Source organism: Rhodoferax potami (assembly GCF_032193805.1).
Classification (GTDB): Bacteria; Pseudomonadota; Gammaproteobacteria; order Burkholderiales; family Burkholderiaceae_C; genus Allorhodoferax; species Allorhodoferax potami_A.
In genome coordinates, this window is the sequence record NZ_JAVBIK010000001.1 from 3,084,113 (window position 1) to 3,097,490 (window position 13,378).

13 protein-coding genes are annotated in these 13,378 nt (G+C 58.3%); 5 read left to right on the top strand and 8 right to left on the bottom strand.

Going from position 1 to position 13,378, the window contains the following annotated elements; genetic code table 11:
- The 8 genes from RAE19_RS14855 to RAE19_RS14890 all read right to left on the bottom strand — a co-directional run bounded on the left by RAE19_RS14855 (position 1) and on the right by RAE19_RS14890 (position 7,014).
- The gene (locus RAE19_RS14855; RefSeq protein WP_313875619.1) at positions 1-915 is read right to left on the bottom strand and encodes a LysR substrate-binding domain-containing protein; all 915 of its coding nucleotides are present in this window, start codon (positions 913-915) and stop codon (positions 1-3) included.
- A 258-nt stretch (positions 916-1,173) separates the two neighbouring features.
- Positions 1,174-2,484 (bottom strand): citrate synthase, encoded by a 1,311-nt coding sequence (locus RAE19_RS14860; RefSeq protein WP_313875620.1) that lies wholly within the window; start codon positions 2,482-2,484, stop codon positions 1,174-1,176.
- A gap of 10 nt (positions 2,485-2,494) precedes the next feature.
- Positions 2,495-2,773: a succinate dehydrogenase assembly factor 2 gene (locus RAE19_RS14865; protein ID WP_313875621.1), complete on the bottom strand. Its 279-nt coding sequence runs from the start codon at positions 2,771-2,773 to the stop codon at positions 2,495-2,497.
- 21 nt (positions 2,774-2,794) lie between these two features.
- On the bottom strand, positions 2,795-3,499 hold the full coding sequence (locus RAE19_RS14870; RefSeq protein WP_296508893.1) for a succinate dehydrogenase iron-sulfur subunit: 705 nt from the start codon (positions 3,497-3,499) through the stop codon (positions 2,795-2,797).
- A gap of 15 nt (positions 3,500-3,514) precedes the next feature.
- Positions 3,515-5,305 (bottom strand): succinate dehydrogenase flavoprotein subunit, encoded by a 1,791-nt coding sequence (sdhA, locus tag RAE19_RS14875; RefSeq protein ID WP_313875622.1) that lies wholly within the window; start codon positions 5,303-5,305, stop codon positions 3,515-3,517.
- Positions 5,306-5,328: 23 nt separating this feature from the next.
- Positions 5,329-5,694, bottom strand: coding sequence for a succinate dehydrogenase, hydrophobic membrane anchor protein (sdhD, locus tag RAE19_RS14880; protein WP_313875623.1), 366 nt, complete (start codon positions 5,692-5,694; stop codon positions 5,329-5,331).
- A gap of 25 nt (positions 5,695-5,719) precedes the next feature.
- The gene (gene sdhC / locus RAE19_RS14885; protein WP_313875624.1) at positions 5,720-6,163 is read right to left on the bottom strand and encodes a succinate dehydrogenase, cytochrome b556 subunit; all 444 of its coding nucleotides are present in this window, start codon (positions 6,161-6,163) and stop codon (positions 5,720-5,722) included.
- A gap of 104 nt (positions 6,164-6,267) precedes the next feature.
- Positions 6,268-7,014, bottom strand: coding sequence for a GntR family transcriptional regulator (locus RAE19_RS14890; RefSeq protein ID WP_313876247.1), 747 nt, complete (start codon positions 7,012-7,014; stop codon positions 6,268-6,270).
- Between the two features lie 248 nt (positions 7,015-7,262).
- Here RAE19_RS14890 and RAE19_RS14895 point away from each other — a divergent pair, with 248 nt between their 5' ends.
- The 5 genes from RAE19_RS14895 (at position 7,263) to RAE19_RS14915 (ending at position 13,366) form a co-directional block, all read left to right on the top strand.
- Positions 7,263-8,249 carry a malate dehydrogenase gene (locus RAE19_RS14895; RefSeq protein WP_313875625.1) on the top strand — a complete coding sequence of 329 codons (987 nt, stop codon included), beginning with the start codon at positions 7,263-7,265 and terminating at the stop codon, positions 8,247-8,249.
- 75 nt (positions 8,250-8,324) lie between these two features.
- Positions 8,325-9,335 carry an HpcH/HpaI aldolase/citrate lyase family protein gene (locus tag RAE19_RS14900; RefSeq protein WP_313876248.1) on the top strand — a complete coding sequence of 337 codons (1,011 nt, stop codon included), beginning with the start codon at positions 8,325-8,327 and terminating at the stop codon, positions 9,333-9,335.
- Entirely contained in the window at positions 9,335-9,868 is a 534-nt protein-coding gene (locus RAE19_RS14905) for a hypothetical protein (protein WP_313875626.1), read from the top strand. The genes RAE19_RS14900 and RAE19_RS14905 overlap by 1 nt, the downstream gene beginning before the upstream one ends.
- Before the next feature lie 68 nt (positions 9,869-9,936).
- Entirely contained in the window at positions 9,937-12,519 is a 2,583-nt protein-coding gene (gene acnB, locus RAE19_RS14910; protein ID WP_313875627.1) for a bifunctional aconitate hydratase 2/2-methylisocitrate dehydratase, read from the top strand.
- A 199-nt stretch (positions 12,520-12,718) separates the two neighbouring features.
- Positions 12,719-13,366, top strand: a complete 648-nt coding sequence (locus RAE19_RS14915; RefSeq protein ID WP_313875628.1) for a DUF47 domain-containing protein — start codon at positions 12,719-12,721, stop codon at positions 13,364-13,366.
- Positions 13,367-13,378 lie beyond the last annotated feature (12 nt).

The following is a 13,378-nucleotide window of genomic DNA, read 5'->3' on the forward strand; positions in this document are numbered from 1 at the left end:
TTAGAGGTTTGATTTTAGGTGGTCGACCAGCAACCGCGCGCTGCGCGGCAGGGTCGAGAAGTCGCGGGCCACCAGCTCAATGTGTCGGTGCGCCCATGGGTCGGTAAGGGGGACCGCGGTCAACGTGCCGGTGCTGTGCATCAGCGCAAAAGCCCGTTGGGGCATGACCCCCACGCCCAAGCCGTTGTGGATCATGCGGCACATGGCGTCCAGGCCGGTGACCTGAATGCGCAGCTTGATGTTTTGACCCAGCGCCGCCGCTGCTTGCCGCATCGCCGTATAAATAGAGCTGTTGGAGTGCAGACCCACGTGGTCCAGCGCCAGTGTGTCGGCGAATGCCACTGACGATTCACGCGCCAGCGCGTGGGTGCTGGGCACGATCAGGACCAATTGGTCCTGGCGGTAGGGCAGCGTCTGCAATTCACCCGCGCCATCTGCAGTGTTGCACACGCCGAAATCGGCGGCGCCCTCCTGCACGGCGCGGATGACTTCGCTGCTCAGGTGTTCTTCAAGGTCAATGCGGATGCCTTGGTGTGCGCGGATAAATGCGCCCAGGTCTTCCGGAAGAAACTGCACGGTAGCCGAGATGCTGGCATGTACCCGCACTTGGCCGCGTGCTCCATCGGCGTATTCATGCAGCTCCGTGTGCATGCGATCCAAGGTGAACAACACGCTGCGGGCATGGTGCAGCAAGCTTTGTCCGGCAGGGGTCGGGTGCACGCCGCGGGAGTGGCGTTGCAGTAGCGGACTGCCCAGGGTTGCCTCCAGATCGCTCAAGCGCTTGCTCAGGGCCGAAGCTGCTATGAACTCCCGCTCCGCCGCCTTGCCAATACTTCCGCACTCGCACACGGCCACGAACATCTGTAGCGATGCGAGGTCTATGCGGCGGGAAAAGTGGCGGTCCTGAAGGAGCATGGTGTTGAGGCATCGCGTTAATCGATGTCTGTTCATATTTTCACACTGCTTTGAGTGTTTGTCATCGCAATTGACGATGGCACGGGTCTTGGGAGGGCAAGTGGACAGGCTGCTGAGCATCACCCAGTTCGGGGGGGGGGAATGGTTGCTATTATTTTTATAGCGTCATGCGCACGCTCTGAGTGGGCTAGCACCCCAAAAGCCATAAAAAAACCCCGCGACCCTTTCGGGTGGCGGGGTTGATGCGCAGGCTAGGGCTTAGCGCTGGTCGAGGGGCTTAACGTCGCGCTTGACGGAACCGGTGAACAGCTGGCGTGGGCGGCCGATTTTGTACTCAGGGTCGCCGATCATCTCGTTCAACTGGGCAATCCAGCCGACGGTACGGGCCAAAGCGAAGATACCGGTGAACAGGTTCACAGGGATGCCGATGGCGCGCTGCACGATGCCGGAGTAGAAGTCCACGTTGGGGTAGAGCTTGCGCTGGACGAAGTAGTCGTCTTCCAGGGCGATCTTTTCCAACTGCTTGGCCAGCTTGAACAGCGGGTCGTTTTCCAGGCCCAGAGCTTCCAGCACTTCATTGCAAGTCTCTTGCATGAGCTTGGCACGGGGGTCGTAGTTTTTGTAGACGCGGTGACCGAAGCCCATGAGCTTGACGCCGGAGTTCTTGTCTTTGACCTGTTCCATGAATTGGCCGACCTTGGACACGCCGCCTTGGCGCTGGATGTCTTCCAGCATGTTCAGGCAGGCTTCGTTCGCACCGCCGTGGGCAGGGCCCCACAAGCAAGCCACACCGGCTGCAATCGCAGCAAACGGGTTGGTGCCAGAGGAACCGCACAGACGCACGGTGGAGGTGGACGCGTTTTGCTCGTGGTCTGCGTGCAGGATGAAGATGCGGTCCATCGCACGTTCGATCACGGAGTTGACCTTGTACTCTTCGCAAGGAGTGCCGAACATCATGCGCAGGAAATTACCGGAGTAGCTCAGGTCGTTCTGCGGGTACATGAAAGGCTGGCCCACGCCGTACTTGTAGGCCATGGCCACGAGCGTAGGCATCTTGGCGATCAAACGGATCGCTGCGATTTCGCGGTGCTCGGGGTTATTGATGTCGGTGCTGTCGTGGTAGAACGCAGACAGTGCGCCCACCAAGCCGGTCAATACGGCCATAGGGTGCGCGTCACGGCGGAAGCCACGCAAGAAGAACTGCATTTGCTCGTTGACCATGGTGTGGTTGGTCACGAGTTTGTGGAAATCCACGCGCTCGGTGGCGTTGGGCAGTTCACCCTTCAGCAACAAGTGGCAGGTGTCCAGGTAGTCGACGTTGGTGGCCAACTGCTCGATGGGGTAGCCGCGGTACAGCAATTCGCCCTTGTCGCCGTCGATATAGGTGATGCCGGACTGGCAAGAAGCGGTTGAGAGAAAACCGGGGTCATAAGTGAACATGCCGGTCTGGGCGTAAAGCTTGCGGATGTCGATCACATCCGGTCCGATGTTGCCCTGGTACACGGGCATTTCCACGCTGGGGCTGCCGTTACTGAACGACAGGGTGGCTTTGTTATCAGCTAGTTTCATCTTTCGCCTTTCAGAGAGGTTCTCTCAACATTTTCAAAACTTCATGGACGTCTGCGCGATCGAGGGCAGCGTCCACCTGCAACAGCGTTTTCCGTGCCAAGTGCACGTCGAGCAAGTCGTTGTCGCTCAGGTCCATGAGCGCAGACAGGGCGTCGGCATGGCGAACCGTCAAAGTGTCGCTGTACCGGCGGAAAAAGCGCTCGATGAACAAGTCGTTTTCCAGCAGACCGCGACGGCAGCGCCATTGCAGTTTGCTCAAGCCTCGTTCATCGATTTTTTCGTCTGTCATGCGCGTGTACCGTAACTTGCGTTAAACCGCACGCAGAACCATCATTTCCTTGATCTTGCCGATGGCCTTGGTGGGGTTCAATCCCTTGGGGCAGACGTCGACGCAGTTCATGATGGTGTGGCAACGGAACAAACGGTACGGATCCTCCAGATTGTCCAGGCGCTCACCGGTAGCTTGGTCGCGGCTGTCCGCAATAAAGCGGTAGGCCTGCAGCAAACCTGCTGGGCCGACAAACTTGTCAGGGTTCCACCAGAAGCTGGGGCAGCTGGTGGAGCAGCTGGCGCACAAGATGCACTCGTACAGGCCGTTGAGCTCTTCGCGCTCTTCGGGCGACTGCAGGCGTTCTTTTTCAGGCGGTACGGTGTCGTTGATCAAGTAGGGCTTGATCGAGTTGTACTGCTTGAAGAACTGGGTCATGTCCACGATCAAGTCGCGGATCACGGGCAGGCCGGGCAGGGGTTTCAACACAATCTTGCCAGGCAAGGTCAGCATGTTGGTCAGGCAGGCCAGACCGTTCTTGCCGTTGATGTTCATCGCGTCCGATCCGCACACGCCTTCGCGGCAGGAGCGGCGGAAGGAAATGGTCGGATCAATGGCTTTGAGCTTCATCAGGGCGTCCAGCAGCATGCGTTCGGAGCCATCGAGTTCGACCTCGATGTCCTGCATGTAGGGCTTGGCGTCCTTGTCCGGATCGTAGCGATAAATGGAGAAAGTGCGTTTGGTCATGATCTTGATCTCGCTTTAGAACGTACGAACCTTGAGTGGCACCGAGTCCACGGTCAAAGGCTTCATTTGAACCGGCTTGTAAGACAGGCGATTGCCTTCGCTGTACCACAGCGTGTGCTTGTGCCAGTCTTGGTCGTTACGGCCATTCGGGTGCTCAGGGGTGTCGCCGTAGTCGTCCACAGTGTGGGCGCCGCGGCTCTCGTGGCGCGCAGCGGCGGACACGATAGTGGCTTCTGCTGCCTCAATCAGGTTTTCCACCTCGAGGGCTTCGATACGTGCAGTATTGAAGACCTTGGATTTGTCCTTGAGGTTGAGCGCCTTGACCCGTTCGCGCAGTTCGGCGATTTTGACCACGCCTTCGTCCATGCTCTTCTGGGTGCGGAACACGCCAGCGTGTTGCTGCATCGAGGCGCGCAGGTCGTTGGCAACGTCTTGCGCGTATTCGCCGCTCTTGGCGTTATCCAAGCGGGACACACGCTCGAGGGTGCGGTCAGCTGCGTCTTTGGGCAGAGGCTTGTGCTCTTTGCTGCCTTTGATGTAGTTGACGATATGGTTACCGGCTGCACGGCCGAAGACCAACAAGTCCAACAGAGAGTTGGTACCCAGGCGGTTGGCACCGTGCACCGAGACACAGGAGCATTCGCCCACCGCGTACAAGCCGTTGACGACCTGGTTGTGCACGTCGCCGTTTTGTACCACGACCTGGCCATTGACGTTGGTGGGGATGCCACCCATCTGGTAGTGGATGGTGGGCACCACAGGGATCGGCTCTTTGGTGATATCGACGTTGGCGAAGTTCACGCCGATTTCGTACACCGATGGCAGGCGCTTGTGGATGGTTTCAGCACCCAAGTGGTCCAGCTTCAAGAGCACGTAGTCCTTGTTCGGGCCGCAGCCACGGCCTTCCTTGATTTCCTGGTCCATGGAGCGGGACACGAAGTCACGCGGGGCCAAGTCTTTCAAGGTGGGCGCATAGCGCTCCATGAAGCGTTCGCCGTTGCTGTTCAGCAAAATAGCGCCTTCGCCACGGCAACCTTCGGTCAGCAACACGCCTGCACCGGCCACGCCGGTGGGGTGGAATTGCCAGAACTCCATGTCTTCCAAGGGGATGCCAGCGCGTGCTGCCATACCCAAGCCGTCGCCGGTGTTGATGAAGGCGTTGGTGGATGCAGCAAAAATGCGGCCTGCGCCACCGGTGGCCAACAAAGTGGTTTTAGCTTCCAGAATGTGGATATCGCCAGTTTCCATCTCCAGCGCCGTGACACCGACCACGTCGCCTTCGGCGTCGCGGATCAGGTCGAGGGCCATCCACTCCACGAAGAAGCTGGTTTTGGCTGCCACGTTTTGCTGGTACAGCGTGTGCAACATGGCGTGGCCGGTACGGTCAGCCGCTGCGCAAGCGCGCTCCACAGCCTTCTCGCCGTAGTTCGCGGTGTGGCCGCCGAAGGGGCGCTGGTAAATGGTGCCGTCAGGGTTGCGGTCGAAGGGCATGCCCATATGTTCTAGGTCATACACGACCTTGGGGGCTTCACGGCACATGAATTCGATAGCGTCTTGGTCGCCGAGCCAGTCGGAGCCCTTGACGGTATCGTAGAAGTGATAGTGCCAGTTGTCGTCGTTCATGTTGCCCAGGGAGGCACCGATGCCGCCTTGCGCTGCCACAGTGTGGGAGCGCGTGGGGAACACTTTGGACAGCACTGCCACGTTCAAACCGGCGCGAGCCAGTTGCAGGGATGCGCGCATGCCGGAGCCGCCGGCTCCCACGATGACGACGTCGAATTTGCGTTTAGAAACGGAGTAAGACATGAATTAGTGCCTGTTGGAAGGGATCAGAGACGCCACAGAACTTGGATAGCCCAGCCGGCGCAGCCAACTAGCCAAACGATAGAGAACACCTGCAAGGACAAGCGGATAGAGACCGGTTTGACATAATCCATCCAGATGTCACGCACGCCTACCCACACGTGGTAGAGCATGGCGATGATGACCGCGAAGGTCAAAAACTTCATCCACTGCGTGGAAAAGATGCCAGCCCATTTGTCGTAGCCGATAGGGCCTTTGGACAAGAGCACTTGCGCCAGCAAGACCACGGTAAAAAGTGCCATCAGCACCGCGGTGACGCGCTGAGCCAACCAGTCGCGCAGGCCGTAGTGAGCGCCAACAACGACGCGTTTGGATCCGTAATTAACTGCCATGAAGTGGTTCCTTTTTAGTTGTTGCTTAGTAAACGCCGAAGAGCTTGAGTCCTAGGGCCAGCGTCAGCAAGCTGCCCAGGCTCAGGGTCACGATGGCGGAGCTGCGACCGAACTCTTTGCTCACTGCGTGGTTGATATCCATCCACAGGTGGCGCACGCCAGCGATGAAGTGGTGCAAATAAGCCCAGATGAGGGCCAGAGCAACCAGTTTCATGAACCAGCCGGGGATAAAGCCCACGCCGAGGCTAAACACACTGGTGAACTTTGCAAATGAGATTTCCGAGGATACGGAGGTGTCGAACATCCAGATAATGAGTGGCATCAGGATAAACATGATGGCGCCGCTGATCCGGTGGAGGATCGATACCCAACCCGCCGGAGGCAGGCGATAGGTTGGGAGGTCGCTGAGCGCATTGATGTTGCGGAATTCAGGCCGCGCGCGCTTGGAGGAGGAGTTGAGCTCAGTCATGGATGGGCTTTCTTGGATGTAACGTGTTTGTAATTCTGGGAGTCGCAGGCCAAAATTCTATTGCACCGCACCAATCTGACATTGGTCTTTCATGGTGCAACGCATCAATTTAGCGCATTTCGATAGTAGTGTGTGTCGGTCAGGTACAAGCCCCGACGGAGCTCCATGGGTAAATCGTTGTAGGTGAACGCAGTTCGCTCCACGCTCAATAATGGCGTCTGCGCACCGGTTTGGAGCAGCCCGCGCTGTTCCGCATCGGGGAGGACTGCTTTGATTTTTTCTTCCGCCCGCACCATGCGGACGCCGAATTCTGTTTCAAAAAGCGCATACATCGCGCCGTTGTAGCTGTTCAGTCGCTCTGCCGTCAGCCCTTTGAAAGGACCGCCGGGGAGCCACAAATCCTCCAGAATGGTGGGTGTGCCGGCAAATGACAACACCCGTCGCACTTGAAGTACCGCGTCCCCCGCACGGAGCGATAGTGCGCGCGCGACATCTGCCGTTGCACGGGTGCGTTTGCAGTCAATGATGCGGCGCTCGGCGGGACCCTCACTGGCTTGCTCGCCGCCCTCGGGTACCAGTCGCAGAAACCGGTACTGGGTGTGGCGTTCGGCATGGGTGGCCACAAACGTGCCTTTTCCCTGGCGGCGAACCACCAGGTTCTCTGCGGCCAGTTCGTCGATGGCTTTGCGCACTGTGCCTTGGCTCACCCGGTAGCGACCGGCCAGTTCTTGCTCGCTGGGGATGGCAGTGCTGGGCTTCCATTCGCCGCTCTGCAAACTTTGGAGAATGAGCGCTTTGATTTGCTGGTACAGCGGGCTGAAAGCCGGTGTGACAGCCGGGCCCGGCACCATGCCCTGATCGGCAGTCGCGCCAATGGCGCTGTCGTTCGATGGAAGGGTGTTTGCGGGCATGTAGAGGGCGTGAATGTCAGCTGCGAGTCAGACTCAAAATTGTCCCTAATCATATCTTATATAAGACATAAGACAAATTGACCGGGCGTCAAATTCGAGGGTAAACTCGGAGGCAATCTGCAGCGCAGCATGGCTTGTTGCGGGCGCTGCTTAGTCGCCGTTTTCTCAACACTTCCTGGAGTTTTACCATGAGCAAGAAACCCGTCCGCGTTGCCGTTACAGGCGCAGCAGGTCAAATCGGTTACGCCCTTCTGTTTCGCATCGCCTCCGGCGAAATGCTGGGCAAAGACCAGCCCGTCATCTTGCAATTGCTGGAAATTCCAGACGAAAAAGCCCAAAACGCGCTGAAGGGCGTGATCATGGAGTTGGAAGATTGCGCATTCCCCCTGTTGGTGGGCATTGAGGCGCACTCTGACCCGATGAAAGCATTCAAAGACACCGACTACGCCTTGTTGGTCGGTTCCCGTCCACGCGGCCCCGGTATGGAGCGTGCTGAACTGCTGGCCATCAATGGCGCCATCTTCACTACCCAAGGCAAGGCATTGAATGCCGTAGCTTCCCGCGACGTGCGCGTGCTGGTGGTCGGTAACCCCGCCAACACCAACGCCTACATCGCCATGAAGGCAGCCCCTGATCTGCCAGCCAAGAACTTCACCGCCATGCTGCGTCTGGACCACAACCGCGCTGCCAGCCAGTTGGCTGCCAAGACTGGTAAGGCCGTGGCGGACATCGAAAACTTGGCAGTGTGGGGCAACCACTCTCCCACCATGTACGCCGACTACCGTTTCGCCACGATCGCCGGTCAGTCTGTGAAAGACATGATCAACGACGAAACTTGGAACCGCGAAACTTTCTTGCCCACCGTGGGCAAGCGTGGCGCTGCCATCATCGCCGCACGTGGCTTGTCGTCGGCAGCGTCTGCTGCCAACGCAGCCATTGACCACATGCGTGACTGGGCTCTGGGCACCAACGGCAAGTGGGTCACCATGGGCATTCCTTCGAACGGCGAATACGGCATTCCCAAGGAAGTCATGTTCGGTTACCCCGTGACATGCGCCAACGGTGAATACAAGATCGTTGAAGGCCTGGAAATCGATGCGTTCTCCCAAGAGTGCATCAACAAGACCTTGGCTGAACTCCAAGGCGAACAAGACGGCGTGAAGCACTTGCTGTAATCCTTGGCCCACGCACCGGCGCCCACCGTGAAGCACCCTCGCGACATCCTTTTAGGTGCGCAGGGCGCTGCCGGCATGTTGCCGGTGTGTGACCATTACAGCGGTGTAGAAGCCCGCATGGTCAAGAGCCTGCAGCTGCAGGTGGACATGACCTTGGAGTTCGGCGCTTGCGTCTTTGACGTGACGCTGGACTGCGAAGACGGTGCGCCCGTCGGCGGCGAGCTGGACCATGCCAATATGGTTGCAGCTCTCGCCAAGTCTGCGCAAGATACTCCTGATTTGATAGCAAATGGCTTGCGCCGCCGTGTAGGCGTGCGCTTGCATGCTGTCGACCATCCCGCGTTTTTGCAGGATGTGGAATGTGTGGTGGGCGGTGCTGCCCACGCTTTAAGTTACATCATGCTGCCCAAGGTGGAGTCCGCAGCGGATGTTGATGTCGCGGTGCGAGCCATGGATGCCCTTGGCGCTAATGCCGCTGCAATTCCCTTGCATGTATTGATTGAATCGCCGGCAGCCGTGCATCGCGCTTTTGAGATTGCCGGCCACCCGCGCGTCCAATCTATAAGTTTCGGTTTGATGGATTTTGTGTCCAGCCACGGTGGCGCCATTCCCGCCTCTGCGATGGGTGTGCGCGGCGCAGCTGATGCGGCCACCTTGGACCAATTTCACCACCCCTTGGTGGTACGCGCCAAAACAGAGATCGCCAGCGCCTGCCATGCATTCGGCAAAGTGCCATCGCACTGTGTGGTGACGGAATTCAAAGACGTTTCGGCCTTGGCCCGCTCTGCGCGCTTTGCGTCTCAAGCCCTGGGCTACACCCGGATGTGGAGCATTCACCCCGATCAAATCCGCCCCATCGTGCAGGCTTTTTCTCCTGACCGTCGGGCAGTGGACGAGGCGGCCCGTATTCTGGAAGCGGCAGCCGCTGCGCAATGGGGCCCCGTGTCAGTGGGCGGTGTGCTCCATGACCGGGCGAGTTACCGGTTTTTCTGGCAGCAGTTGGAGCGGGCGCACGCCACAGGCGTCGCGCTGCCGGACACGGTTTCCGCCTACTTTGTGTCTTCTTCCGTTCTGGAGGTGATGTGATGTTCCTGCGTTGTGCGTTGCTTGCTTTTTGGGGTCTAGGGCTGGTTACCGGAACGGGCATGGCTTGGGCCAACCCGGTGGTCCGGGATGTTGCCGCCAAGCCCCCAGCGGGAGTGTCGCCCGGAAAAATGCAATCCAAAGCAGTGCCCCTCACAGACGAGCAAATGGCGCTGGTTGGCGGTGTTACCACCGGGCAGTTGCCTTGCGAGTTGGCCCAGCGGGTTTCGGTCCGTCCCCATCCGGCGTGGCCGGGGCATTTTGATGTGCAAGCCGGCGCCCATAAATTTGTCATGGTGCCCGTGGCTACCACTACCGGTGCCATTCGTTTGGAAGATGCAGCCCGGGGTGCGGTGTGGCTGCAACTGGCCAACAAGTCCATGTTGATGGATCAGCGCAAAGGCCGCAGGCTCGCAGATGCCTGCATGAGTCCGGCGCAAGAAGCTGTTGCATTGGCGATGCAGCAGAACCCGGCCCCCCACTTGTTGGACCCTGCGGTCGCGCCTGGCAGTCCGGAGTTGAGTGCTACTAAATAAATAGCAGCCTGCGCATATTTGGCGAGGGCTAGAGTCGGTTTTTATTGTTTTTGTGAAGGAGAGTGAAGATGTTGCAAGCTTACCGTGACCATGTGGCTGAACGCGCTGCGTTGGGCATTCCCCCCCTGCCTTTGTCTGCCAAGCAGACGGGCGAATTGATCGAGTTGCTCAAGGCGCCCCCCGCTGGCGAAGAGGCAACTCTCGTCGAACTGATTACCCACCGCGTGCCTGCTGGTGTGGACGATGCCGCCAAGGTCAAAGCCAGCTACCTGGCTGCTGTGGCCCACGGCACTGAAAAGTGCGCCTTGATCTCCCGCGCCCGCGCGACCGAACTGTTGGGCACCATGCTGGGCGGCTACAACATCAGCCCTATGGTCGATTTGTTGGACGACGCGGCAGTGGCTGCAGAAGCCGCTGAAGGCCTGAAGAAAACTTTGCTGATGTTCGACCAGTTCCATGACGTCAAGGAAAAGGCTGACAAGGGCAATACCTTTGCCAAGGCTGTGCTGCAAAGCTGGGCCGATGCCGAGTGGTTTACCAGCCGCCCTGAAGTGCCCAAGTCCATCACCGTCAGCATTTTCAAAGTCGCCGGTGAGATCAACACCGACGACCTGTCTCCTGCACCCGACGCCTGGAGCCGCCCTGACATTCCTTTGCACGCGCTGGCAATGCACAAGAATGCCCGCCCCGGCATTACCCCTGAAGAAGATGGCAAGCGTGGCCCGGTCAAGTTCCTCGAAGACTTGCGCGCGAAGGGTAATCTCGTAGCCTACGTGGGCGATGTGGTGGGCACTGGTTCGTCGCGCAAGTCTGCGACCAACTCCGTGTTGTGGTTTACCGGCGAGGACATTCCGTTTGTCCCCAACAAGCGTTTCGGTGGAGTCTGCTTGGGCGGCAAAATCGCGCCGATTTTCTACAACACCATGGAAGACTCCGGCGCGCTGCCGATTGAGTTGGATGTGAGCCAAATGGCCATGGGCGATGTGGTGGAACTGCGTCCCTATGACGGTAAAGCTTTCAAGGACGGCAAAGAAATCGCATCTTTCGAAGTCAAGAGCGAAGTGCTGTTTGACGAAGTGCGCGCTGGTGGCCGTATCCCCTTGATCATCGGCCGTGGCTTGACTGCCAAAGCCCGTGAAGCGTTGGGTCTGAAGCCTTCCACATTGTTCCGCCTGCCCCAGAACCCTGCGGATACCAAGAAGGGTTTCAGCTTGGCCCAGAAGATGGTCGGTCGTGCCTGCGGTTTGCCCGAAGGCCAAGGCGTTCGCCCCGGTACTTATTGCGAGCCCAAGATGACCTCCGTCGGCTCGCAAGATACTACCGGCCCGATGACCCGCGACGAGCTGAAGGACTTGGCTTGCCTGGGCTTCTCTGCCGACTTGGTGATGCAGTCTTTCTGCCACACCGCGGCTTACCCCAAGCCCGTGGATGTGAAGATGCACCACGAGCTGCCTGACTTCATCAGCACCCGTGGCGGCATCAGCTTGCGCCCCGGTGACGGTGTGATCCACTCCTGGCTCAACCGCCTATTGTTGCCTGACACCGTGGGCACTGGTGGCGACAGCCACACCCGTTTCCCTATCGGTATCAGCTTCCCCGCAGGTTCTGGTCTGGTGGCGTTTGCTGCAGCAACTGGCGTGATGCCTTTGGATATGCCTGAGTCGGTGTTGGTGCGCTTCAAGGGCAAGATGCAGCCTGGCGTGACCCTGCGCGATTTGGTGAACGCGATTCCCTTGTACGCGATCAAGGCCGGCCTGCTGACCGTCGAGAAGAAGGGCAAGAAGAACATCTTCTCCGGCCGCATCCTCGAAATCGAAGGTTTGCCAGACCTGAAGGTTGAGCAGGCGTTTGAGTTGTCCGATGCGTCTGCCGAACGCTCTGCCGCAGGCTGCACTGTGCATCTGAACAAAGAGCCGATCATTGAGTACGTCAACAGCAACATCACCATGATGAAGTGGATGATTGCCAATGGTTACTCTGATGCACGTACCTTGGCCCGCCGTATCGCAGCTCAGGAAGCCTGGCTCAAGAACCCCGAGTTGCTCAAGGGCGACGCGGATGCGGAGTACGCAGCTGTTATCGAGATCGACTTGGCCGACATCCACGAACCAATCGTGGCATGCCCCAACGATCCGGACGATGTGAAGACATTGGCTGAAGTTGCTGGTGCCAAGATCGATGAAGTGTTCATCGGCTCTTGCATGACCAACATCGGCCACTTCCGTGCAGCGTCCAAGCTGATGGAAGGCAAGCGCGATATTCCGGTCAAGCTGTGGATTGCACCGCCCACCAAGATGGATGCCAAGCAACTGAGCGACGAAGGCCACTATGGTGTTCTGGGTGGCGCAGGTGCCCGTATGGAAATGCCGGGCTGCAGCTTGTGTATGGGTAACCAAGCACAGGTGAAAGAGGGCGCGACCGTGTTCTCTACCTCCACCCGCAACTTCCCGAACCGCTTGGGCAAGAACAGCAATGTTTACCTCGGTTCTGCCGAACTGGCCGCCATCGCTTCCAAGCTAGGCCGCATTCCTACCAAGGAAGAGTATCTGGCGGACATGGGTGTACTGACTGCGGCCAGCGACAAGGTGTACCAGTACCTGAACTTTGACAAGATCAGCGACTACACCGAGTCCGCTGCAACTGTGAAGTAATCAGACAACCAGGTGCTTCGGCGCCATGGGCTACAAAAGCCTCGCAACTCCGGTTGCGGGGCTTTTTTTATGGGGTGTTTTGGTGGTGTTGAGGGTAGGTCTAACGCCCTGCAAACTGTAGGGCTGTAGCCGGTTAAACTCGCGGGCATTCTTCGATTAGTCACAAGACTGTCATATTTAACCGTTAGGAGCCCCCCGCATGTTCTTTGGAAAGCTGTTGCCTCGCGAAGGCAATTTTTTTGAGATGTTCAATCAGCATGCTGATCGCATCGTGGAGGCGGCCCAGGCGTTTTCCAGGTTGGTAGCCAATTACAGCGACGCGGATCTGCGTGCCAAATACAACCAGGAAGTCGACGACGCAGAGCGTGCGGCAGACCGTGTGACGCACGAAGTCAACAAAGCGATCCACATCACGTTCATCACGCCCATCGATCGCGAGCAGATCCACTCCCTCATCAACACCATGGATGACGTGGCAGACCTGATTCAGGACTCTGCGGAGACGATGGCGCTATACGACGTGCGCGTCATGACCGAAGAAATTGTTCGACTCACCGATTTGAGCGTCAAATGCTGTGAGCGCTTGCGGGATGCGGTGCGATTGCTGTCGGATATTGCGGACCATGCCACTGCAGAGGCTGCGCTGAAGACCTGCGAAGAAATCGATCGTCTGGAGTCAGATGCCGATCGCGTGATGCGCACCGCCATGAGCAAGTTGTTCCGTGAGCAAGAGGATGTGCGTGAACTCATCAAGCTCAAGGCCATTTACGAGCTGCTGGAAACCATCACCGACAAGTGTGAAGACGTGGCCAATGTGATCGAGGGCATCATCCTCGAGAACTCCTGATCGACAGCGCGG